The sequence below is a fragment of the Binatus sp. (SeqCode) genome, from assembly GCF_035272065.1.
In the GTDB taxonomy this organism is placed as follows: Bacteria; Desulfobacterota; Binatia; order Binatales; family Binataceae; genus Binatus.
The window spans coordinates 1-21,575 of the sequence record NZ_DATEQZ010000060.1 but is presented as its reverse complement, the minus strand read 5'-3'; the positions used below and the strand labels follow the sequence as shown (position 1 = coordinate 21,575).

At 61.2% G+C, this 21,575-nt stretch carries 23 protein-coding genes; 8 read left to right on the top strand and 15 right to left on the bottom strand.

Annotation, left to right across the window (positions count from 1 at the left end; genetic code table 11):
• Positions 1-508: 508 nt before the first annotated feature.
• From VJX68_RS11815 to VJX68_RS11800, 4 genes are all read right to left on the bottom strand, one after another.
• Positions 509-1,048, bottom strand: coding sequence for a GNAT family N-acetyltransferase (locus tag VJX68_RS11815; protein ID WP_324095897.1), 540 nt, complete (start codon positions 1,046-1,048; stop codon positions 509-511).
• Positions 1,049-1,129: 81 nt separating this feature from the next.
• Positions 1,130-2,323: an acyl-CoA dehydrogenase family protein gene (locus VJX68_RS11810; protein ID WP_324095896.1), complete on the bottom strand. Its 1,194-nt coding sequence runs from the start codon at positions 2,321-2,323 to the stop codon at positions 1,130-1,132.
• A 114-nt stretch (positions 2,324-2,437) separates the two neighbouring features.
• Positions 2,438-2,890, bottom strand: coding sequence for a GNAT family N-acetyltransferase (locus tag VJX68_RS11805; protein WP_324095895.1), 453 nt, complete (start codon positions 2,888-2,890; stop codon positions 2,438-2,440).
• On the bottom strand, positions 2,887-3,609 hold the full coding sequence (locus tag VJX68_RS11800) for a pyridoxamine 5'-phosphate oxidase family protein (protein ID WP_324095894.1): 723 nt from the start codon (positions 3,607-3,609) through the stop codon (positions 2,887-2,889). Before VJX68_RS11800 ends, VJX68_RS11805 begins: the two co-directional genes overlap by 4 nt.
• A gap of 31 nt (positions 3,610-3,640) precedes the next feature.
• Between VJX68_RS11800 and VJX68_RS11795 the strand changes: the two genes are divergently transcribed.
• Positions 3,641-4,969, top strand: a complete 1,329-nt coding sequence (locus VJX68_RS11795) for an aminotransferase class I/II-fold pyridoxal phosphate-dependent enzyme (protein ID WP_324095893.1) — start codon at positions 3,641-3,643, stop codon at positions 4,967-4,969.
• Between the two features lie 405 nt (positions 4,970-5,374).
• On the opposite strand, the gene VJX68_RS11790 is transcribed toward VJX68_RS11795, so the two are convergent.
• Positions 5,375-5,872: a hypothetical protein gene (locus tag VJX68_RS11790; protein ID WP_324095892.1), complete on the bottom strand. Its 498-nt coding sequence runs from the start codon at positions 5,870-5,872 to the stop codon at positions 5,375-5,377.
• 599 nt (positions 5,873-6,471) lie between these two features.
• On the opposite strand from VJX68_RS11790, the gene VJX68_RS11785 reads away from it, so the two are divergent.
• Complete coding sequence (locus tag VJX68_RS11785) at positions 6,472-6,822, top strand: DUF2141 domain-containing protein (RefSeq protein WP_324095891.1); 351 nt, start codon at positions 6,472-6,474, stop codon at positions 6,820-6,822.
• 47 nt (positions 6,823-6,869) lie between these two features.
• Here the strand turns inward: VJX68_RS11785 and VJX68_RS11780 are convergent, their stop codons facing one another.
• On the bottom strand, positions 6,870-8,168 hold the full coding sequence (locus VJX68_RS11780) for a carbohydrate porin (protein ID WP_324095890.1): 1,299 nt from the start codon (positions 8,166-8,168) through the stop codon (positions 6,870-6,872).
• 182 nt (positions 8,169-8,350) lie between these two features.
• Here VJX68_RS11780 and VJX68_RS11775 point away from each other — a divergent pair, with 182 nt between their 5' ends.
• Together VJX68_RS11775 and VJX68_RS11770 are read left to right on the top strand one after the other, a co-directional pair.
• Positions 8,351-8,929 carry a dihydrofolate reductase family protein gene (locus VJX68_RS11775; RefSeq protein WP_324095889.1) on the top strand — a complete coding sequence of 193 codons (579 nt, stop codon included), beginning with the start codon at positions 8,351-8,353 and terminating at the stop codon, positions 8,927-8,929.
• Positions 8,930-9,185: 256 nt separating this feature from the next.
• Positions 9,186-10,712, top strand: coding sequence for a hypothetical protein (locus VJX68_RS11770; RefSeq protein ID WP_324095888.1), 1,527 nt, complete (start codon positions 9,186-9,188; stop codon positions 10,710-10,712).
• Positions 10,713-10,768: 56 nt separating this feature from the next.
• Here the strand turns inward: VJX68_RS11770 and VJX68_RS11765 are convergent, their stop codons facing one another.
• The 5 genes from VJX68_RS11765 to VJX68_RS11745 all read right to left on the bottom strand — a co-directional run bounded on the left by VJX68_RS11765 (position 10,769) and on the right by VJX68_RS11745 (position 14,286).
• The gene (locus tag VJX68_RS11765) at positions 10,769-11,767 is read right to left on the bottom strand and encodes an ion channel (RefSeq protein WP_324095887.1); all 999 of its coding nucleotides are present in this window, start codon (positions 11,765-11,767) and stop codon (positions 10,769-10,771) included.
• Positions 11,768-11,791: 24 nt separating this feature from the next.
• A complete protein-coding gene (locus VJX68_RS11760) occupies positions 11,792-12,037 on the bottom strand; it encodes a rhodanese-like domain-containing protein (protein WP_324095886.1) in 246 nt (81 codons plus the stop codon).
• Between the two features lie 162 nt (positions 12,038-12,199).
• Complete coding sequence (locus VJX68_RS11755; protein WP_324095885.1) at positions 12,200-12,448, bottom strand: hypothetical protein; 249 nt, start codon at positions 12,446-12,448, stop codon at positions 12,200-12,202.
• Positions 12,449-12,572: 124 nt separating this feature from the next.
• On the bottom strand, positions 12,573-13,637 hold the full coding sequence (locus VJX68_RS11750) for an alpha/beta fold hydrolase (RefSeq protein ID WP_324095884.1): 1,065 nt from the start codon (positions 13,635-13,637) through the stop codon (positions 12,573-12,575).
• Positions 13,624-14,286: a hypothetical protein gene (locus VJX68_RS11745; protein WP_324095883.1), complete on the bottom strand. Its 663-nt coding sequence runs from the start codon at positions 14,284-14,286 to the stop codon at positions 13,624-13,626. The genes VJX68_RS11750 and VJX68_RS11745 overlap by 14 nt, the downstream gene beginning before the upstream one ends.
• A 191-nt stretch (positions 14,287-14,477) precedes the next feature.
• Between VJX68_RS11745 and VJX68_RS11740 the strand changes: the two genes are divergently transcribed.
• Both VJX68_RS11740 and VJX68_RS11735 read left to right on the top strand, forming a co-directional pair.
• Positions 14,478-15,185: a Crp/Fnr family transcriptional regulator gene (locus VJX68_RS11740; protein WP_324095882.1), complete on the top strand. Its 708-nt coding sequence runs from the start codon at positions 14,478-14,480 to the stop codon at positions 15,183-15,185.
• Between the two features lie 22 nt (positions 15,186-15,207).
• Positions 15,208-16,041 carry an alpha/beta fold hydrolase gene (locus VJX68_RS11735; RefSeq protein ID WP_324095881.1) on the top strand — a complete coding sequence of 278 codons (834 nt, stop codon included), beginning with the start codon at positions 15,208-15,210 and terminating at the stop codon, positions 16,039-16,041.
• 94 nt (positions 16,042-16,135) lie between these two features.
• On the opposite strand, the gene VJX68_RS11730 is transcribed toward VJX68_RS11735, so the two are convergent.
• From VJX68_RS11730 to VJX68_RS11715, 4 genes are all read right to left on the bottom strand, one after another.
• Positions 16,136-17,155 carry a zinc-dependent alcohol dehydrogenase gene (locus tag VJX68_RS11730; protein ID WP_324095880.1) on the bottom strand — a complete coding sequence of 340 codons (1,020 nt, stop codon included), beginning with the start codon at positions 17,153-17,155 and terminating at the stop codon, positions 16,136-16,138.
• Between the two features lie 39 nt (positions 17,156-17,194).
• Positions 17,195-17,578, bottom strand: coding sequence for a lactoylglutathione lyase (gloA, locus tag VJX68_RS11725; RefSeq protein WP_324095879.1), 384 nt, complete (start codon positions 17,576-17,578; stop codon positions 17,195-17,197).
• Between the two features lie 4 nt (positions 17,579-17,582).
• Entirely contained in the window at positions 17,583-17,879 is a 297-nt protein-coding gene (locus VJX68_RS11720; RefSeq protein ID WP_324095878.1) for a hypothetical protein, read from the bottom strand.
• Between the two features lie 135 nt (positions 17,880-18,014).
• On the bottom strand, positions 18,015-18,758 hold the full coding sequence (locus tag VJX68_RS11715) for a DUF4336 domain-containing protein (RefSeq protein WP_324095877.1): 744 nt from the start codon (positions 18,756-18,758) through the stop codon (positions 18,015-18,017).
• A 115-nt stretch (positions 18,759-18,873) separates the two neighbouring features.
• Between VJX68_RS11715 and VJX68_RS11710 the strand changes: the two genes are divergently transcribed.
• Positions 18,874-20,064, top strand: a complete 1,191-nt coding sequence (locus tag VJX68_RS11710; RefSeq protein WP_324095876.1) for an acyl-CoA dehydrogenase family protein — start codon at positions 18,874-18,876, stop codon at positions 20,062-20,064.
• A gap of 41 nt (positions 20,065-20,105) precedes the next feature.
• Complete coding sequence (locus tag VJX68_RS11705) at positions 20,106-21,287, top strand: acyl-CoA dehydrogenase family protein (RefSeq protein ID WP_324095875.1); 1,182 nt, start codon at positions 20,106-20,108, stop codon at positions 21,285-21,287.
• Positions 21,288-21,575: the final 288 nt, after the last annotated feature.

Below are 21,575 nucleotides of genomic sequence, written 5' to 3'. Positions count from 1 at the left end.
CACGGCTACTGCCACTGCCACGCCAACTGCCACGGCTACCGCGACTTCCACGCTTACCGCCACACCATCTACGACGGCGACAGTGTCAGCGACGCCGACCTCCACTCCCACCGCGACCGTGACCGCGACGCCCACTGCAACCGCTACACCGACCGCGACCGCAACGTTCACGCCGACGCCGATGCCGACCGTTGCGGCGCCACTGCTCGTCTCGCCAAGCTCTGCGAGTTTCACCGCGAAGTTGGGCACGCGGAGCAAGCCCAAGAAAATAACCGCGCACAACGGCGGCAAAGTCTCGATCTCGGTGATAGGTGCGCGGGTGACCGGCGACTTCGCGCTGTCGAAGGTCTGCGGCACGACGCTGAAGCCAAAAAAGAATTGCAAGTACGCTGTCGTCTTCGCTCCGACCGCGATCGGACCGCGCGCTGGCCTCCTAACCATCAACAACAACGGCTCGAGCGGCCCGCGAACAGTGAACCTGTCAGGAACCGGCCAATAACCGCGCGCGCTAGGTGACAGCGCGATACTCGCTCTCGAGAATCCCCATCACGATCGTGTCGTGATACCGCCCGCGCGCGAAATGCTCCTGGCGGAGCACTCCCTCGCGCTTGAATCCGCATCTTTCGTACGATGCGATCGCGCGCGGATTGTAATTGTGCACATGCCGCCACAGCCGATGCAGGTTCATCTTGTCGAACCCGAGCCGCATCATCACGCGCATCGCATCGGTGCCGTAGCCCTTGCCCCACAACGACTTGTCGCCGATCACGATTCCCAAGCCAGCGCATCGATTGTGCCACTCGATTACGTTGAACGAAATCGCACCGATATATCTGCGCTCCGCGAGCGTCTCGATCACGAAGTTCTTCTGCCTGTCAGATGAACCAGCGGCCGCCTCGATAAACTTCGCCTCGGCAATCGACGAGACGGGATAGACCAGCATCTCGCCGCCGAGCAAATCGGTCACTTCCTCGTCGTTGACCCATTTCATCACGGCGTCCAGATCGGATTTCTCATAAGCTCTCAGCCTGACCAGTTTGCCTTCCATATCCGTTTCATAACTCGCCCAAAACAAGAAAGGCGACCCGCTGCCAGGCCGCCCTTCGTCGATTACTCAATTGAAAAGTAACTAGCCCTTGGGCAATCCGAGCACGCGCTCGCCGATGATGTTGTGCTGGATTTCGCTGGTGCCGCCCGCGATCGTCAGCGCCCGCGACGCCAGCATCCGGTACGACCACTTGCCCTTGTCCAGCGCATGCGGCGCCTTGAATTCCATCTGGCTGTATGGCCCCAGCATCTCCATCGCGAACTTGTTCATCCGCAAATTGAGTTCGCTGGTGCATAGCTTGAGCACCGAACCTTCCGGCCCCGGCGGCAGACCCTTGAGCCGCCGCGTCAGTTGGCGAAAGCCCGTGTAGCGCAGAGCAGCCGCCTCGCACGCAAAACCTCCCAGCCGCTGGCGCACGCTGGTATCTTCCCACGCCGTGTGCCCGTTGCTGCGGACGGTCTTCGCCAGCTCGACCAGCTCCCTGACCTGGCCCATCATGTCGCGGCCGCCGCCGATTCCCGACCGCTCGAACATCAGCGTCGTGATCGCGACCTGCCATCCCTGGTTCTTCTCGCCGATCAGATTTTTCTTCGGCACCTTGACGTCCTCGAAGAAGACTTCGTTGAAATTCGCGTCGCCCGTGATCTGCACGAGCGGGCGCACGGTCACGCCGGGGCTGTGCATATCGACCAGGATGTAGCTGATTCCCTTGTGCTTGGGCGCGTCGGGATCGGTGCGCACCAGCAGAATGCACATGTCCGCGTGATGCGCGTCCGAGGTCCAAACCTTCTGCCCGTTGACGATAAAGTAGTCGCCTTCCTCGACCGCGCGCGTCTGCAGACCCGCCACGTCGGAGCCGGCGCCGGGTTCGGAATATCCCTGGCACCAGAGCTCGTCCGCGGAAAGGATTTTCGGAATGTGCTTCTTCTTCTGCTCCTCGGTGCCCCAATGAATGATCGTCGGGCCGACGAGCATGATGCCGAGTCCGTTGACCAGCATCGGCGAGTTAACTTTCGCGAGCTCCTCGTTGTAGATGATCTGCTGCGTGAGCGTCGCGCCGCGTCCGCCGTATTCCTTGGGCCAGCTGATTCCGACCCAGCCGCCCGCGTGCATCTTCTTGTGCCACTCGACCCGCCGCTTCCAGTCGTCCGCGCTGCTTTCGCGCATGAAGTCGCCTTCATCTTCGCTCTTGCCCGCCTTGGGCAGGTTGGCCTTGAGCCAGCCGCTGAACTCCGCGCGAAACGCCTCGTCTTCGGCGCTGAACTTGAAATCCATTGATTCCTCCGATGGAGACTCGCGCGATGCGCACTCCTGGCCGCGCCCAAGACGAGCGTCAGCCGGCGGCCGCGGTCCCTAACACTTGTTATATAGAACGCGCGCGCAGGCCATTCAAGAACGCGAATAGATCTCGGGGTTCACTATTTCCATCATGATCGGTGACGGATTGTCGACCGGCTTGAAACCGAACTGCACGTACAGCCCGTGCGCGTCGCGCGTGCCGAGACTCCATCGCGGCAGCCCCTGCAGATCGGGATGCGCCATGATCGACGCCATCAACTCCTTGCCGAGCCCGCGTTCGCGATACGGCTCGAGGATGAAGATGTCGGCGATATACGCGTACGTCGCGAAGTCGGAGATGACGCGTGCGAAACCAACTTGATCGGCACCGTCGTAAACGCCGAAGCACAGCGAATTTTCAATCGCACGCTCGACCGTTGCGCGCGGGATTCCCGCCGCCCAGTATGAGCGCGCGAGAAACCCGTGAATAACATCCACGTCGAGCTTCGATCGATCCGTGCTGATCAGAAATCTGCCCGTCTCCATCACCACCATCGCTGTCATGTTACTCTCGCTCCTCGATTCGCAGGCAAACGGTACTCTGCAACGTGGGCCGGCACTGGGGTCGACGGATCGAGGCGCGCATCGAAGACCGGTGTCAACGATTTGGTCGTAAAAGGAATCTGTCCCGCCCAAACCGGCATCGCATAGTCGGCCTCGTCGTCGAGCGGGTCGCCGCTCCTGAGCTTCGAAGACGCCTCGACGATTGGAATCGATAGGACTGATGTGGCTGCCAGCTCCTTATCATTGGGATGCCGAATATGGTCCCAGCGGCCGGGCGTCACGTGATCGATCAATCCCTTCATCACGGCGAACTTTTCCACCGGGTCGGCGACCAGAGTTGCAGCGCCCAAAATCACGACTGAGCGGTAGTTGACCGAATGATGGAACGCAGAACGGGCCAGCACCAAGCCGTCGATATGCGTTACCGTAACTGCTATCGGCGTTCCCTCGGCCGCGGCCCCGAGCATCCGGCTCGCGGCCGAGCCGTGAATGTAGAGCCGGTCCGCGATACGGACGTGAAGCGTGGGAATCACGTAGGGTTGCCCGCCGAGGGCGAAGCCGACGTGGCAAACCAGCGCGGTATCGAGGATCGAGTAGATGGCGTCGCGGTCATACGAGGCGCGCTTGGGGAGGCGCTTGACGCGGGTGCGCGCCGTCGGCGCGATCGTGTTGTTGTTGAGATTGACCGCGTGCGATACGTGCTCTGCCGTCTCTTCCATCTCTCTATCCCTTTTGTTACAGTACGTAACTATGAACGTATCGGTACAATATCAAATTCGTGGAGACTCAAGCAACCAGATCTCCGCGAGCATCGAAAATGGAATTCGCAGTGGAACGTTGAGTGCCGGCGAGCGGCTGCCGACGGTGCGCGCGCTGGCCACGAAGCTGTGCGTTAGTCCGACCACGGTCGCGGCGGCCTACAACGCGCTGCGCGTGCGCGGCCTGGTGCACGGTTCCGGGCGTCGCGGGACGGTCGTCAATCGGCGGCCGCCGCTGCTGACGCGCGCGGTCTTCCCGCCGCCGGCGCCGGGGCTGCGCAATCTGGCGGAGGGCGGTCCGGACCCGGCGATGCTGCCGAAGCTGAAGCCGTATCTCTCGCGGCTCGAGGGAATCCAGGGCAGGTACGGCGACGCGGAGAATCGCGCCGCGCTCATGAAACTCGCGGCGCGGCAATTCAAGGGCGACGCGATCGCCGCCGACTCGATTGCAATCGTCAGCGGCGCGCTCGACGGTATCGAACGTGTGCTGCAGGCGCATCTGCGGCCCGGCGACATCGTCGCGGTCGAAGATCCGAGCTATACCGGCGTACTGGATCTGGTTGCGGCGCTGGCGCTGGTGGCGGAGCCGGTCGCGATCGATGATTCGGGGCCGCTGGCGGCGGATTTGAATCGCGCACTCAAGCTTGGCGCTAAGGCATTCATACTGACGCCGCGCGCACAGAACCCCAGCGGCGGCGCGCTCGATCGCAAGCGCGCAGCCGAGTTGAGGCAGGTGCTCGCCGCGTTTCCCGAGGTCGTGTTGATCGAGGACGACCATGCGGGACAGGTGGCGGGTGCGCCAGCGATCACGTTGTCGGGCGGGCGTGCGTATTGGGCGACGGTGCGGTCGGTGTCGAAGTCGCTCGGACCCGATTTGCGGGTGAGCGTGATGGCGGGCGACGCGTTGACTGTCGCGCGGGTCCAGGGGCGGCAGAGTCTCGGTCCGCGATGGGTCAGTCATATCCTGCAGGATCTCGTCGCGATGATGTGGGCGGACGGGGCGACGCCCGCGGTGCTCCATAAGGCAGCCGATACATACGCGAGTCGGCGGCGCGCGCTGATCGAGGCGCTTGCGCAACACGGAATCGAGGCGCGCGGACGCTCGGGGCTGAACGTGTGGGTTCCGGTCGCGGAAGAAGCGGCGGTGGCAAACGCGATGGCGGCGAAGGGATGGGCGATTCGCGCCGGCGAGAGCTATCGAATCAAAAGCGCGCCGGGGATCCGCGTGACGATATCAACCCTGCCGTCCGAGGACGCGCGCAAATTCGCCGCCGACCTGGCCGAGTCGATCCGCCCGCGCACGCACGCGCAGTCCGCGTAAGATGCTTGGAAAGTTCGGCGCAGAACTTGAGCGCGCGAATGACCATATGTGAGTGCGCACCTGCGGAGGTTGCAAGTCGGTGGAAGAAGGCGCGCCGTAGCGGAATTCCCGCCACGGCGCGCTCGCTCCCGATCAGCCGAGCCTGCCTCAATCAGAGCAACTCGTCAGGGGAGCCCGACTCCCGTGCAAAGATTGCCGCCAGGATTCGGCGACCCATCAACGTAGATGGTCGACCTTTCGTAAAAGGCGACGTTGGGGACACCTCCGGGCAGGTCAGCAAGCCTGATCTTGACTGTATGGGTGGTCGCCGCGGTGTCAGGTGTTATTTGAGAGCAGCACGAGAACATGATGTTGTTGTCATGGCAGTCTGCCGTGCCCCCGCCACCGTCGTTACAGTTGCCCGTGTCAGTGCCCGGCTGTGGCAGGTGAAGCATGAGGTCCGCCGCCGCCTATGCCGGTTTGCCCTGCCAGTGGCTGACAGATCGTTTCATTACCTGCTGCATCGGTGACGGAGGCCTGCATCAGCATGGCCGACCCATTGTGCACATCACCTTGAGCGGAAAATGTAATGTAGGCCACGCCAAACGGGATCGGGAGCGTTTTCGAATATACCAATAAGCCGCCAGCAGCTGGAGTTGCGGTCGTGCTAACCTCTTCACCGCCGAGAGAGGTGTCATTTTGGAAGTCCGCGGCCAGTCGCTGTAGAATCGTGCCAGAGGCGAAAATCAAGTCGCAGGTATCGTTGTGGTGGCATGGGCTCGCATTCGTCCCGACGGTGCAGCTCGCGACAATCTTCACTTCGCCTGAACTGTTGTTTACACAGGCGTACGTATCGGCGTGAGCTGCCGAAGCCGCAATCGCCATAAAGCCGAGCGCCAAGGCGCCCGCCGTTAATGTTCTCATCTCACTCTCTCCTTCCCGGGCCGCCGCTCACCTCCGGACGATGCGGGTTGCGTGGCGCTGCTCGAGAGAAATTTGAGCGCCCAGACTAAGACTCTCAATTCCTACGGAGTCTTACTCATGCGGGATGGCGCGCGACTTTCGGCAAAAGGAAAGCGAGAAAGGGAGGTACTCATAAGTGAACTCACCCCCTTGAATCCCGACCAAAAGGAAAACAAAACGATCAGCCAGTGCTACAATCCGGCTTATCGCACCGGTGCGCGCTTAGGTCAAGCAGTAGGTGTGATCGAACCGGTTAAGCTTTGATGACAGTGGTTGGTAGTCGGGAAAGGAAAGAGAACGCAGAACTCTAAGGCGCGAAAACCTATCAGTAAGTGAGTGAGCGTGCAGGCCATCGGGGTTCGTCACCATAGGTAGAGCGCAACGAGCAAAGGCTGTGTTAGAGCCCTTGCTATCATGCCATAGAGTTAGAGTCATCATGCCTGCGCCGCTTATGCGGCATGAAATCGCGGATGCCAATGGAAGATGAAGTTGCCTTGCGCGGAGAACCACTATGGGTCTCCGAATCCGCGAAGACGGTGTAGCTTCCGGTGTCGTAGTCGATGTCGGCGACGGCCGGCGACACGGCGAGAATTGTGCAGAGCAGACCCGCAGTGGCGGGGGATTCCTCGAAAGCCGGCAAGACGGCAAAGAGCAAGATCGAAAACGGGCAGGCGGTATGCGTTTTCGGCGACGTCGCGCCCGGCAACTATGCGGTTGCAGTGTTTCACGACGACAACGGGAACGGAAAACTCGATCGCAATTTCATCGGAATGCCAAAGGAAGGTGTGGGCGCATCGAATGGCGCGGTCGGCAAGTTTGGACCGCCCAAGTTTGACGATGCACGGTTCAGTTACAAAGGGGGCCAGCAGAGGCTGACGATCCACGTGAGGTATTTGCTGGCTCCGTCGTAACGATCGGCGAGGAGTCGGAACGGGTGGTCGCGCGACGGGCGCGAGGGTCAGAGTTCCACGTGGAGGCGCATTCCGGGGACTACCACCGGGCCGCGGGCGCGGTTGTAGCCGGGGTTGTCGATGTATTGGAGATCCACGGCGCCGAAGAAGCCGGCGTGCACCGGGATTGGGAAGTTGTAGTAGCACTCCATGATTTTCTCGGGGCCGTAGCTTAACGCGCCGTCACCCAGGAGGAAGCCCAGGCCGCCCTCGGCCAGGTACTGGCGATGTCTTTGGGAGAGGCCGTTGCCGACGAACGCCACGCCGAACTTGTCCTGGGGGCGATTCCATAGGACCCCGCGGAGGTCGCCTCCGAACGCGACCGTCTCGTTCACTTCGGTGTAGTTGAAGGATTCGTGCTCGCCTTCGTTCCATCCGGCGCGGACGAAGCCTCTCAGATAGCCGGTGAATTCCTGCTCGGCGTTGACGCCGACTCCGTACTTCAGTTCCGTCTGCCGTGGATGGTCGGTGATCTCGGGCACCGGAGTCTTTCCCTGCGCGAACAGATCGATCCCCTGGTGGTAGTCGCCCATGTTCGCGAAGTTGGTGAACGCGAGGAGTCGAACGGCGGTGTCGCGCTTTTCGATCAATTCCGGACGAAACTCAATTTCGTAGTTCTCCGAGTGCGCATCCTGAAGGTTCTTTTGAAGATTGAGGCCGTTGGGGCGCTTGGAGACGAGGGCCTCGGCGAAGCGAATGCCCCACGCGCGATCTTCGTAGTCGATCACGCCGCCCCAGGTGTAGCCGCGCGTGTCGGCGGCGTAGTCGTAGGCGCCGTTGTTTACGACGGTCCAGTTCATGAACTGCGTGTGACTGTCGTTAGCGATGCTGTTGAGGTCGAAGAAGTCCACCATGTCGAACTTGCCGACGTGGATGTCGAGGCGGCGGACCGGCAGGGTGCTGAGGATCGAGAGAGGGTCGCGCTCGACGCTGAAGGTATCGTCGCTTAGCGCGATCACTTTGCGATACCAGAGCCGGGCCAGGTAAGGAGTCGCGCTCAGGCCGGGGTTGCGAACCGCGTCGAGATTGGGAAAACCGGCCAGGCCGAGAGTCTGGCTGAGCCCGCTGCCGCCGGCGCTTTCGAAATCCGCGACGGCTTCAAGCGTCGGCGACAACTCGAGACCGGTGTAGAGCGTGGTGACTTCGGAAGCGGCCTGTTCGGAGGCATGCTCGAAGCTGTTGGCGCCGCTGTAGTCGGCGTGAAAGCGCGGATGCCATTGGAAGATGAAGTTGCCTTGCGCCGAGAGCCACCACGGGAGAGTCTCGGAATGCGCGAAGACGGTATCGTTGCCCGTTTCGTAGTCCATTTGTGCGAGGGTCGGCGACGAGGCAAGAATCGAGCAGAGCAGACTGGTGGCGGCAGTCAAAAAATATCGTGACGAACGAAGGCAGAGCACCGATCATTTTTATCCGACGGATTGCTCTTAAGCGATGACCTCGCGCCAGAGCGTGGAGGGATGCGCAAAGCTCTCAATCAGGGAGATTTCATATGCAATACGCTCAGACGCGGAGACTGGTCGCTTCCAATAGCGTGACGCTCGATGGCTACTTTACCGGGGTGAACGGCGATTTCAGTTGGTCCAAGAATGACAACGACGCGGAGTTCAATGCCTTTGTCGCGGATAATGCAATTAACGGGGGCCAGCTGTTGTTCGGCAGGATTACCTATGAGCTCATGGCTAGCTACTGGCCGACACCCTTGGCGACAAAAAACGATCCTATCGTGGCGGAAAGGATGAATAGTCTGCCGAAGGTTGTGTTTTCGAAAACGCTGGACAAAGCGTCGTGGAACAATACGAAGTTGGTGAATGGCGGGCTGGCCGCAGAAATACGAAAGATGAAGCAAGAGCCCGGAAGAGACATGGCGATTTTGGGAAGCGGCAGCATCGTGGCGCAACTGGCGCAGGAAGGTCTGATCGATGAGTTCCAAATCGTTCTGACCCCTGTCGTTCTTGGCCAGGGGAGGACGATGTTCGACGGCATCAAAAAGGCGCTGAACCTGAAGCTGACAAAGACGCGGACCTTCGGCAATGGAAAGGTCTTGCTGTGCTACGAAGCGGTGGCGTGAAATCGGAAGCATCCCGCCAAGGCGACGCGCAGACACATAGTACGGCGGCCGCGGCCGCGCGTCGGAGTTACCCGAAGCTGGTAGCCTGTATCGCGGCATAGATGGCGCCCTGCGCCTCACGCAATGCCAACCTGATGGGCAGCGCCGCTGGCCAGGACGAGCGCGCACGGCCAAGCGCTAAGTTAGAGCTCTCCTTGCTCTGAGTCTTTATTTGTGCCAAAGGCCAGACCGATTCCGGTTTATCCGCCGAGCTTGAATGAAGCACTCGAAGCCATTGTGGGCGTTGGTCGGGATAACTCTGGCCACACTTTTCTGCGCCGCGCGGGGAAGCATCGCCAGTGAGCCGAGCGGCAGTCCATCGGCGACGCCCGCCCAGCAACGCCCCGCAGGCGAGGTACACACGCTCACGGTTGACAAACCTTACAACTACTACGGGACTTTCAACTACGCCGCTCCAACGACGCCGCCTTCCTCTGAAGGGCGATGGAAAATTGTTGGAGAGATTGCGACAGTATGCTCCGCAATTTTTTTCGCCATCTTCACGGGCCTCCTCTGGTACCTAGGTCGCAAGCAAAAGAAGACGGCTGAGGCGGTTGAGACAATCGCGCGGCAGAGCGTCGAATTGCCGACACTCGCTACCGGCTTACTCGAGGATTTCGGGCGCAAACAACAGAAGCTGGCGGAGGCGGTTGATACGATCGCGCGCCAAAGCATCGAACTGACGACTCTCACCGCAGGGTTGCTCCAAAATTTCGGCCGCCGCGGAAACGACATGGTCGAGGCGGCTGAAACGATTGCGCGCCAGAGCGTCGAGCTGACGGCTCTTGTTGCGGACTTGCTCGGAGACTTCAGGCGCAGGCAACTGGAGGTGGCGGAGGCGTCGGAAACAGCCGCGCGCCGGAACGAAGAACTGGCGGCGCTCGCTGCGGGCTGGCTCGGAGACCTCGGTCGTCATCAGCAGGAGACGGCGGCGGCGGCCCAGGTGACCGCGCGCCAGAGCGTCGAGCTGACGGCTCTTGTTGCGGACTTGCTCGGAGACTTCAGGCGCAGGCAACAGGAGATGGCGGAGACGGCGGAAACGGCAGCGCGCCGGAACGCCGAAATGGCGGCGCTCGCGGCGGGCTGGCTCGGAGACTTCAGTCGTCATCAGCAGGAGATGGCGGCGGCGGCGCAGGCGACCGCACGCCAGAGCGTCGAGCTAACGACCCTAGCGCTCAACGCGGAACGACCGTACTTGTTTGTCGAAGAGCAGGAGATTGGGATGTCGTTGCCGATGCCGACGACGCTCGCCGCTCGAAGCATGGCGGAAAATATTGCGATTGAGCCATTGAGGTACGCAGTCGCGGGTTCCAGCAATATTGCCAACGTCACGCTCAGGTTCATGTTGCGCAATCGCGGGAAAGGCATCAGCGTAGTCCGCCGAATCCGGGTGCGGATGCTGCTGGGCAGGGGCGCGCTCAAAAATACGGATCTGAAGCTTGCCGCCATCGGCACGACGGATGGGAACGTTCGCGCCAATGTCATCGGTGGTGGAGAGAAGGCGGAAGGCTTTTGCTTAGGATTGCGACTGCCACTTCAGACGCTGGACGAGGTCCGGCAGTTCAACCTGTCGCTGCGATTCGTCATCGTTGTTAGCCACGCTGACGTATTCGGGAGGCCGTTCGTTACCACCCGCGCATTTGAGTATCGGCCGCCGATAAGATCAACGGTTTTCGCAGGGTCGCCCGACTATCCTTCGATGCTGTTGCCGGTGCTTAGAGATGGACGCATGCGTGGGCGGTAGGGCTGACCGACCCAAGTGGAAAGGGGGACAATCGTGACTTCGACCTTCCTTCGTACTTACTTTATGCAGCGCGCTGTTGCCTGTATGCGATCCATCCAGAATACGAGCCTTGGCGTGTAGGTATGGGGGACGCACTCGCCGCAAATGTCCTCGGCGAGGCGCGCGATGTTCTGTAGCGAAATATCGAGTGGCTGAGAGCGCGAAAATTCCGGCGGCAGATTTGCAAGCAGGTCGGACAATACGCTCATGGCCGAGGACAGTGCCGCGAGAATCGAGGCGAGGACCCCTTCCTCGACCATCAGCCGCGGCTGATAGAGGAGATCGTGGGTCGTACGCAGCTCGCCCTGGAAGAGCAGCGTGGCGCTCTCCAGGCGGGCGCGGATTCGATTCAGCGGCGCGTGCGGCGACTCGCACATCGCAGCGATCGAGAGCAGTTCCGAAATCACCATGTGCAGGTTGGTCTGAACGCGGTCGAGCCGTTCTTCGAAAGTGACGCGGTGGATTTCGCTTACCAGCACTTCCTGCCGATGAGAGACGAACTTGGCGACGACCGCGCCGAAAATAAGTAGTGCGGCGATCGCCTCGGCGACCGCGATCACACGCGCGCCCCCGACCGGCACGATGTCGCCGTAGCCGATCGAAGTCGCGGTCACGAAGCTGAAGTAGAGCGCGCTTCCGAATCCGTTGAGGTCGGCGCCAACCGGGTGGCCTGCTTCGACCAGGCCATGCGCGCCTATCCGCGCGCCAAGCCAGTAGGCGAAGCCACTCAGCAGGATCGTTCCGATCCAGATGAGGAACAGCTGGAGGGTGGAGCGTTGCTGGACGAGATCCAGGACGGAGTTGTCGAATCGGCGCATGCGGGAGACGCGCGCGGGGCCGCGGCCGATTTCTCCGTCCGGCGAAATCGACAGCGGAGGCCCGGCGAACACGGCTCCTGCCTGGTCCGGCTGCAAGGCAGCCTCAGCTACGCTCTCGGTTGGTGCGCCAGATTCCACCCAGTCGGCGAGTCCTGCGCGATAATCGCGAACGTTCGAGTAGCCGAGTTCATGCAGCAAGGCGACCGCCTGCTCGCTGCGAGTTCATGTGAATTGCCCGCAGTAGACGGCGATGTCGGCGGCATGGTCGGGAAGCAGCTCACGCGCGCGAGTGCGAAGCTGCTCAAGAGGAATGTTGATAGCGCCCGGAATGTGCGCCTCTACGTACGACGCTTCGGGCAGGACGTCCACGATTGTGAGCGAAGAATCGTGCAGCCGGCGCTGGACCTCCTCGCGGGAGATCTCGGGTGCGTCGGATGAGTCGGCGGCAGCGGTGACTTCGGAGGCCATGTGCTCAGAGAAAGACTAGTTCAGAGGATAGTCGAAGTGTAACCAGCAATCACGCCGGTTCGCGGGCGCGGTCCGGACCGTAGGGGCGGCCACTACTATGGCCGCCCGCAGGCGCCCACATAGGGGCGCCCCTACGATCGGTTCATCAAGTCGCGGTAGGATTTATTCGAGGCGCCAGAGGGAACGCGCGGCGCTGGCGGAACGCTCGACGAACTTTTTGCCGTATTCGATCTGCGCATCGAAGATCGCCGCGAGTGGGGTTTCCTTGGCCCACTGGGTGGCCGAGGCCTGGAAATCGATCGCCTGCTTGGCGACTTTCTCGGTGGTGTCGATATACCACGCGGCGAACTTCTTTGCGCCCTCGACGCTCAACAGACCCTCGAACACTGAACCGTTCTCTTTTTCTGCCATATCCTCTTCTCCTGCTTGTCGGCGCGGCGCGAGCCCGCCGGTTGGTTTACTAACGTTAGTCGTCGATTCCGGCTTTGCCCGTCTCTTTTGTCGCGAACGCGACGAAACCGGCGGTTTTACGTTCTCAGTCATCGCGGGCGCTCAGCCAGGTCGCGATTTGTGGCCATAGCCGCTTAAGCGAGTCGGCGCTGATCGCAGCGCCCATGTGGCCGGTTGGGTAATGCAGATTCTGTTTGTCGCCGCTCGACACCAGTTCGGGCAGCGGCTCGCTCGATAGCGGGTTGACGATGTCGTCGCGGTCGCCGATGACGTTAAGCAGTGGCATTGCGATGCGCGTGAGGTCCGCAATCGTTTCGCCGACCTTCATCGTGCCCTTCATCAGCGAGTTCTCGCGCCACATCTCGGAGGTCTCGAGAAAGATTCGACCGGCCATCGGCACGTCGCTGTGGAGCCATCGCTCGAACAGTTTAAACGTGTCGAGGTAGCCCGGGCGCGCGGAGCTGCGGTACGCACCGACAAACTTGTCGAGCAGGTGATGCGTGGGCGCGAGCGTGTTGAAGAACGAGTACATCATCCAGGCCGGCGCGTTCCCGTACATGTCGACGATCACCTTCGCGCTGCGCGAAGTCATCGCGGCGGTAAGATGCTCGATAGGCAACTGGCGCGGGCTGGTGTCGAGCGGGATCGTCAAGGTGACGAGATTTTTCACATTGCCGCTGTGCAGTGCGCTGTAGATCAAGCCGAGCAACGCACCGAAACAGTAGCCAAGGATCGAGATCTGCTCGATGCCCGTATAGATCTGGATGGCGCGGACGGCGTTGGCGATGTCGGTGTTTACGTATTCGTCGAAGCCGTGATTCCGGTCGTCGGAGCGGGGCGGAATCCAATCGATCAGGTAAACGTCGAAGCCTTGTTTGACGAGATACTCGACGACGCTGCGGCCGGGCTGGAGGTCGAGGATGAACGGGCGTTTGATGAGCGAGTAGATGAGGAGCAGGGGCACGCGCTTCTTGTTGGCGCCGCGCGCCTCGTAATGGCGGAGTCGCACGAGGCCCGACTCGTAGATCACGCGCGAGCGCGTCGCGGGCGGCGGATCGTCCATCGTGGCGCCGAAGCCGGTGCGAAACGCGTCGAGCGTGCGCATCGTGCCTTCCATCCAGAGCGAAGCGATTTCGTTAATTGCCGACATCTTCACCTGGCTCCATTGGATCCGCGCCGGGCCATCCCGACCAGACCGAGAATTGATAGACGCTGGACTTCTTCGCGGGCATGGTCGCGGGATCGATGTGAGTTGCCGGATGTCCGTTGGTTTTGCGCGCGGAGATTTTTTCGTCGGCCTGCTGGCTGACGATCGACTCGCGGACGGCGATATGGAGTTCGCTTGCGAAGTCGTCTTTCGAGTCGCGCTCGGCGACGGCGTCGCGCAGCTCCTCGCGCATCGCGCGCACGTCGCTGCGGATTGCTTCGACTTCGGTCGCGGAAGGCAGGCCGACTGCGGGCCACAGCGCCGAGAAGAACGCGCCGGCGACCGCGGCGTTGAAGCGCTGGTAGCGCAGGATGATGTCGATTGCACCGCCGAGGACCTGGCCGACGGCGGGACTGGTGAAGACACGATTGGTGGCGTTGTTGGCAGCGCCGATAACGGTGTCGTACGCCTTCCAGCCTATTTCATGCAGCTGGCGATCGATCCCCTTATCGGTGATGTTGGCAACGATCCGCTTTACCTTGGAGGTAGGCGGCTCGGGCATCAGGCATTGTGCGAGCTTCAGGACTTCGTCGGAAAAAGTAGAGTCGATGGAATTCAGTTTGCTCCTTGGGTTGTCGTCGTTGGTGGCCATGGCGGATTCCTCTCGGGTTCTGTGAACGTGCCTCATTGTTGGTTAAGTAAGTTCCGTTAATATGACAGTTAGGTCAAGGATTAGATACACTTACGTTTGTCGCAGGTGTGACAAAAGGAGCAAATCGGGGAGAAAAATCGCGCGCAGTGTCACATTCGCGACAATTGGGGTGATTGTGGTAGGTAGCGTCCGTGGCTGGGGATCTCGCAATAGATCTGAAATCGATCACGCGGCTCAAGTCGCTCTCGTGGATGCGTGACGAGCAGGCACGTCAGTTGGCGGCGGCGTCGGCACCGCTCAAGGTGCGGCGCGAAGGCGCGATCTTCCGCGAGGGCGAGGCGTCGAGTCACGTCTATATTCTGCTGTCGGGCGTGGCGAAGCTCTGTTACGTGAACCGCGAGCAGCGCGTGCTGGTGGGATTCGTGGGGCCGGGCGAGGTGTTCGGATTGTCGTCGTTGCTGCCGCAGACCACGCGGCCGTTTCGATGCGAAGCGTACAGCGATTGCCTCGTCGCGGTGGTGAAGCCGGAAATTTTTGTGGATACTGTGCTCGGCGTTCCGCTCGAGCGGCTCAGCATTATTTTAGACGCGACGGTCGGGCGCTGGTGGGGGATGCTGGTTCGGTACGCGAACTTCGTGGGGCTCGGACTGCGCGAGCGGCTGGCGGGTGCTCTGCTCGAGCTGGCGGAAAAATTCGGCGTGCGCGACTCGCGCGGGACGCTGCTGACGATCAAGCTGACGCATGCGGATTTGGCGGAGTTGGTGGGAGCGTCGCGGCAGCGCACGACCGAGCAGCTCAACGACTTCGAGCGCGAGGGCGTTATCACGCGCGAGGGACGGCGATTGATAATCGTGCCCGAGAGATTGTGGCAGCTTGCGCAAACGCCGCATCCGAATTGAGAGACGGAGATGAAAAAAAATAATGGCATCCGATAAATTCATCAGCGCGAACGGTCTTCGGCTCCACTACTTGGATTACGGCAATGAGGGCGCGCCGTGGGTCGTATGCGTGCATGGGCTGAGTGGCAACGCGCACAACTTTGACGCGCTCGCGCCGCATCTGGCGGCTAAGTATCACGTGATATCGGTTGACGTGCGGGGGCGCGGCGACAGCCAGTGGGGTCCGCCGACGGAATATCTCCCGCAAAATTATATGACGGACCTCGGGCGAATGCTTGAGGAGCTGGGCGCAGCGCGTGCGAGTCTGATTGGCACGTCGATGGGCGGAATAATCTCGATGACGTACGCGGGCGGGTGGCCGGAGCGCGTCGAGCGGCTGGTGATCAACGATATCGGTTGCGAAATCGATCCCGCGGGCGTGGCGCGAATCGCGAATTACGTCGGTGAGGCGCCGGAACGCTTCAAAGACCTTGGCGAAGTGGTGAAGTACTACAGGGAAAATTATCCGCCGATGGCGAAGCTCGCTGACGATGTGATCGGCGAGCAGGTGAAATGGTCGGTCAAGCCGGGCGCCGACGGCAGCCTGGTATGGAAGATGGATCCTAGCGTGCGTCGCCCGCTTCGCGGCGGCACCGCGCAGCAGCGATTTGATTTGTGGGTACCGTACGCGCGGATCGCGTGCCCGGTCCTGATCGTGCGCGGAGGGGAGAGCGATATCCTGGCGAGCGCGACGGCGAGCAGGATGTGCAAGGTGCACAAGCAGGCGAAAGCCGTCGAGGTGCCGGGCGTGGGGCATGCCCCGTCGTTGACGGAAGTCGAGGCGTTGGCGGCGATCAAGGAATTTTTCGGGGTTTAGGGGAAGGGCAAATCACTTTATTGAATGTGAAACCCGCGGTGGGTTTCACACTTCCTTTGGCAGAGGTGATCCCTGCACCCAATGATAAGAAAGATCAGTGCGGAAATTCCACCATCACTTTGGCGCGCGTACCTGGTCGCTTTAGCGCGGTGAACATCTCGGGGACCTGCTCGACGTTGATGACGTCGGTGATCATCGGCGTGGCGTCGATGGTGCCGTTCGAGAGCGCGTCGATGGTTTCCTGGAATTCGCCGCGGGTGTATGCGAGCGCAAAATTGATTTGTACTTCCTTCATCACGCAGCTCAGCGGAAAGATGCTGTCGGCTTCCATACAGACGCCGATGACGACCACCTGACCGTGACGCCCGACCATCCCGATGGCGGCGCCGAGCGTGGATTTGACGCCGATACATTCGAAGACGACCTCGGGCGGGCGGCCGGTGATCGATTTCACCGCTTCGGCGGGATCGCTTTCCGTCGGATTCACGACGGCGCTGGCGCCTAGTTTCATCGCAAGCTCGGTGCGGCCGGGCGCGAGTTCCGATACTACTACCGCGCTTGCGCCCTTGGCCTTGGCCCAGATCAAGGTTGAGAGGCCGATCGGTCCCGCGCCCATCACGACTACGCCCATCCCCGGTTCGATCGACGCGTGATTTACGCCGTGCAATCCGACCGAGAGCGGCTCAACCAGCGCGCCGGCGCGTGAGCTGACGTTGGCGGGGAGTTTGAGCAGGCTCGCGGCGCTGCACGCGACGAACTCCGCGTAGGCGCCGGGGAGCTGGCCGAGGCCGAGGCTGCGGAGCTTGGAACAATGCATCGCGTCGTCGCGCTTGCACCATGCGCATTCGCCGCATGCAATGTACGGCAGCGAGGTGACGCGATCTCCGAGCTGGTAGCCGCGGACGCCGGGGCCCAGCGAATGGATCTCGCCGCAGAATTCATGGCCCATCACGGTGTCGGCCGGCATCCCGATGCCGTACTGGACGGCGTGCAGATCGGAGCCGCAGATTCCGCAATTGTGCACCTTGAGCACGACTTCGCCGGCGCCGGCGACGGGATTGGGCACGTCGATGACGGCCATCTCGTCTTTTTTCTTGAACACTGCTGCTTTCATCGCAATCCAACCTTTTTCGCGACGCGCATGGGCCAGCGCCTACTTTTGTTGAACCAGTTCGATCTTGTAGCCGTTGGGATCCTCGATGAACGCAATCGGCGTGGTGCCGTGCTTCATCGGGCCAGGCTCGCGCACGACGTTGACGCCCTTTTGCTTCAGCTCGGCGCAGGTCTTGTAAATGTCGTCGACGCCGAGCGCGACGTGTCCGTAGGCGGTGCCGATTTCGTATTTCGAAGTGCCCCAATTCCAGGTCAACTCGATGACGGCCGTCTCTCGCTCGTCGCCGTAACCGACGAAGGCGAGGGTGAACTCGCCGCCAGAGAAGTCGTGCTTGCGCAGGAGTTTCATCCCGAGCTTGTCGCAGTAGAACTTGAGCGACTCGTCGAGGTTGTTGACCCGGAGCATCGTGTGCAGCAGGCGCATGCGGTTATCCTCTTGGCTTTTCGGGTTCCCGTCGCGGCCGGCCGCGCCTGGCGTCGATTGCCTTGGTCAGCTCGCCCTTGATTTCGGCGAAGACGTCCTCGGTCGGCGCGATGCCGGCGGCCTTCATCCGCTCGACCAGTTCGTAGCGCTCCAGTGCGAGCATCTCCTTGGCCTCATGCTCGTGGATGCGCTTGACGCGCACGAGTTCGAGGATGGCGAGCTCGCGGACGCGCGCGGCGAAATCGGACTCGGTGAACTGGGCGTCAAAGAGATCGTCGGGAAGGTCGAGTTTGAGATTCACAATCATGCTCGGACTAGGACTTTCCGCAATAGCGAAAGTGTTGTCAAACGGGGGAAGGGCAAATCACTTGATTAAACGTGAAACCCACGGTGGGTTTCACACTTCCTTCGGCAGGGGTGACCCCTGCACCCGGTGTTAGAGATACGAGAACGCTGCGGCGAATTTTGCTTTGCCGCCGGATTCGAGCACGTCGCCGTGCGTTACGATCACGCGATCGAAGTCCCATTCGAGAATCTTTGCGACGGATTCGCGCGCGGCCTTGCGGTCGCGAATGGCGAGCCGAACGATGAGGTGGGGTCCGAAACGCCCTCGCGCGCCTACGATCGTGTAGAAGATTCGCGCGCCCTTAAAATCCGCAGGCACGTTGAAAACGAGATCAGTGAAGATCGCGGTGCGGCTCGGCCGGTGAAAAAATACCACTTCGTTCAACCACCTTGCACCCTTGAACAGATGCTGATTGATCTCGCCGGCCCATTCAGATTGAGGTTCGTCGCTGAGAACCGCATCGAGTTTCAGGTCGCGCCGCGCGCCGCCGCGCGCCCGGAAATCCTTGATGTCGCCGACCAGCCCGGGCGCTCCGTAGAGCTTGGCCGCAGGCCACGTCTTGACGTAGTCACTGACGAAAAGATGATGCGCGCGCGAAGGCGCCACGACCGCGCGCACTTCTCCCAGCGAGTCGAGCGCGTGCCTGGTTTCATCGTCGAGTTTGGTCGGCGAATGGAGGAACAGGCCACCGCTGGCGAGCTTGATTACCGTCATCCGCGTACCGATTCCCCTTGCCGGGCCGCTGCCCAGGTCGGGTTGGTCGACGATCCATAGATTCGGAGCGAGATTCTTCGGCTGCGGCATGCCCATGCTTTTATCTCTCCGCCGAGCCATCGGCCAGCCTTTGCAGAGCGGGTGGCGAATGTTTTAAGTTCAGGCACGATGCGGTCAGCGGGGTGATCGTCAACAGCCGGTACAGGCCGTCGAGCCGTGCCAGGAGAAATGAGCGATGGATTTCAATTTCAATCCTGAAGACGAAGCGTTCCGGATGGAGTTTCGCCAGTGGCTCAACGCCAACAAGCAGTTTGCGCCGCATATGGGCGAGACCACGATCGGAATGGCCGAAGGTCGGGGCGCGTTCGAAGAGCAGAAGCGCTGGGCGAAGAAGATGGCCGAGGGCAGATGGCTCGCGCCGAGCTGGCCCAAGCAATACGGCGGCCGCGGCGCGGGAATCTTGCAGAACATCGTCTACAACGAGGAGCTTGCACGCGCGGGCGTCGCGGCGCCGATGATCGGGATGGGTATCAGCCTGTTCGGGCCGACGCTGTTGCATTGGGGGACTGAGGAGCAGAAGCAGCGCTTTATCCCGCCGATCATGAAGGCTGAAGAAATCTGGTGCCAGGGATATTCAGAGCCCGGTTCGGGCTCCGACCTGGCGTCGTTGCAAACGCGCGCGGTCGAGGACGGCGACTACTTCGTCGTCAACGGGCAGAAAGTGTGGACGTCGATCGCGCAGCACGCCGACTGGATTTTTTTGCTCGTGCGGACGGATCCCGACGCACCCAAGCATAAGGGAATCAGCTATTTGATGGTCGATATGCATAGCCCCGGCGTGACGGTGCGGCCGCTGGTGCAGATCACCGGCAACAAGGGATTCAACGAAGTTTTTTTCGAAGACGTGCGCGTCCCGAAGAAAAATCTGGTCGGTGAGAAAAACCAGGGCTGGCAGGTCGCGATCACGACGCTGATGTTCGAGCGCTCGGGAGGCGGCGGTGATCGCGGAGGGATGTCGCAAGTCCACGAGCTGGCGGCGCTTGCGAAATCGATCCCGCGCAACGGCGCGACGGCGTGGGACGACGCGAGCGTGCGGCAGAAAATCGCGGAGTTCGCCTGCGAGGCGACCGCCCTGCGCTACACGGGATATCGGCAGCTCACGCGGCGGCTGAAGGGGATGCCGCCGGGGCCCGAAGGCTCGATGATGAAGTTGTGCGGCACCGAGCTGAACATGCGAATCCAATTGTTCGCGATGGAACTGCTCGGGCCCTACAGCCAGATGGAGTACAAAGCGCCGTTCGCGATTGACAAGGGCAAGTGGTCGTTCCGAATGCTGGCGGCGCGCGGCGGCACGATTGCCGCCGGCAGCAATCAGATTCAGCATAATATTATCGGTGAGCGTGTGCTCGGACTGCCCAAGGGTTAAGCGGCGCGCGATTCGTAAATCAGGGGAGAAGAATTCAACCGATGGATTTCAACTATACACCGGAAGACCAGGCCTTTCGGACTGAAGTGCGCACGTGGCTCGAGGCCAACAAGAAGTACGCGCCGCCGCCCGCCAATATGATGGCCGAGGAGGGCGCGGGTGATTGGGAGGCGCGCGTCAGATGGCACAAGAAGCTCAATGAGGGCGGCTGGGTCGCGGTCAACTGGCCCAAGGAGTACGGCGGGCGCGGCGCCACCGTCATGCAGCGGCTGATCTATCGGGAAGAACTGAACCGGCTCGGATTGAGCGAGCCGTTTATCGGGATGGGAATTAGTCTGCTCGGTCCGACGCTGATGCATTGGGGGACAGAAGAGCAGAAGCGAAATCACATTCCGAAAATTCTCAAAGGCGAGGAAATCTGGTGCCAGGGATACTCGGAGCCGGGGTCGGGTTCCGACCTCGCGTCGGTGCAGACGCGCGCAGTTGACGACGGCGACGACTTCGTCGTCAACGGGCAGAAAGTGTGGACCTCGATGGCGCAGCATGCGGACATGATCTTCGCGCTGGTGCGCACCGATCCCGACGCGCCCAAGCACAAGGGAATCAGCTACCTGCTGGTCGACATGCACAGTCCGGGAATCACCGTGCGTCCGCTGGTGCAAATGACTGGCGGCAAAGGCTTCAACGAAGTTTTCTTCGAGGACGTGCGCGTGCCGAAAAAAAATATCGTCGGCGAGCGCAATAACGGCTGGCAGGTCGCGATCACCACGCTGATGTTCGAGCGCGGTGGCGGCGGCGGCGAAGGATATTTGGGCGAGGTCCACGAACTGGCGCGACTCGCCAAGCGAATCCCGCGAAACGGTAGCAACGCGTGGGACGATTCGAGCGTGCGCCAACGGGTTGCGGAGTTCGCGGCCGAGGCATTGGCGCTCCGATACACCGGCTATCGGCAGTTGACGCGTCAGTTGAAGGGACTGCCGCCCGGGCCGGAAGGCTCGATGATGAAACTGTGCGGCACCGAGCTCGCGCTCAAGATTGCGCTGTACGCGATGGAACTACTGGGGCCGTACAGCCAACTCGAATTCAACGCACCGTTCGCAGTTGACAAGGGCAAGTGGTCGTTCAGAATGCTGGCGGCGCGCGGGCCGACGATCTACGCCGGCACGAATCAGATCCAGCACAACATCATCGGCGAGCGCGTGCTCGGCCTGCCCAAAGGATAGGGGAAGGGGAAATAACTTGATTGAATGCGGAACCCACCTTGGGTTCCGCACCTCCTTGGGCAGGGGTGACCCCTGCACCCAGTTAAAAGAAAAGATGCGGGACTTCGTCCCTGTTAGAACTGGGTAACGGATCGAGGGCGTCCGATTCTTACCTCGCCCGTTATTTTCACGGGAGAGCGACTGTGGTTGGAGTCAAGATAGGCGCGCTATCCAACCCACCCTCATCAAGGGGTTGAGAGGGTAGGTTGGATAGCGCTGTAGGTTTCAGGTGTGACATGGAGGACTCCA